Raw genomic sequence first — 363 nt, forward strand, 5'->3', positions numbered from 1 at the left:
ACCGGGCGGGAGAGGGCGTCGATGGCGTTCAGGGTAAACGCCTGGAAGTCGCGGTAGTCGTTGGCCGAGAAGCGGCCGGCTTCGAGTCGGTAGTCAAACTGATGGGTCAGCGCATCAGCGCCGGCGAGGGACCTTGAGCGAAAGTGACCAAAGCGGGACTGGTCGTGCTGGTCGACCACCGGTTCCGGGGTCCGTTCGTCCTCCACCGGGTAGGTGATGCGGGAGGTCAGCCGCAGGGGGTAGGCGATCTCAAAGTCCGTCTGTCGATCGTGCACGTAATGACTGCTGAGATAGTAGCGCTCCCAGTAGGCCGGATCGATGACCGCCGCCTGACCCCGCTGGCGCGCGCTCCGGCCGACCCGG

The 363-nt window shown here is 65.8% G+C and carries 1 protein-coding gene; it reads right to left on the bottom strand.

Annotated features, from left to right (window positions below; translation table 11 throughout):
• Positions 1-363, bottom strand: a 363-nt coding sequence (locus B3187_RS14705) for a hypothetical protein (protein WP_286807223.1), incomplete at both ends; no start/stop codon positions are given.

This window comes from Marinimicrobium sp. UBA4209 (assembly GCF_002381585.1).
In the GTDB taxonomy this organism is placed as follows: Bacteria; Pseudomonadota; Gammaproteobacteria; order Pseudomonadales; family Cellvibrionaceae; genus Marinimicrobium; species Marinimicrobium koreense.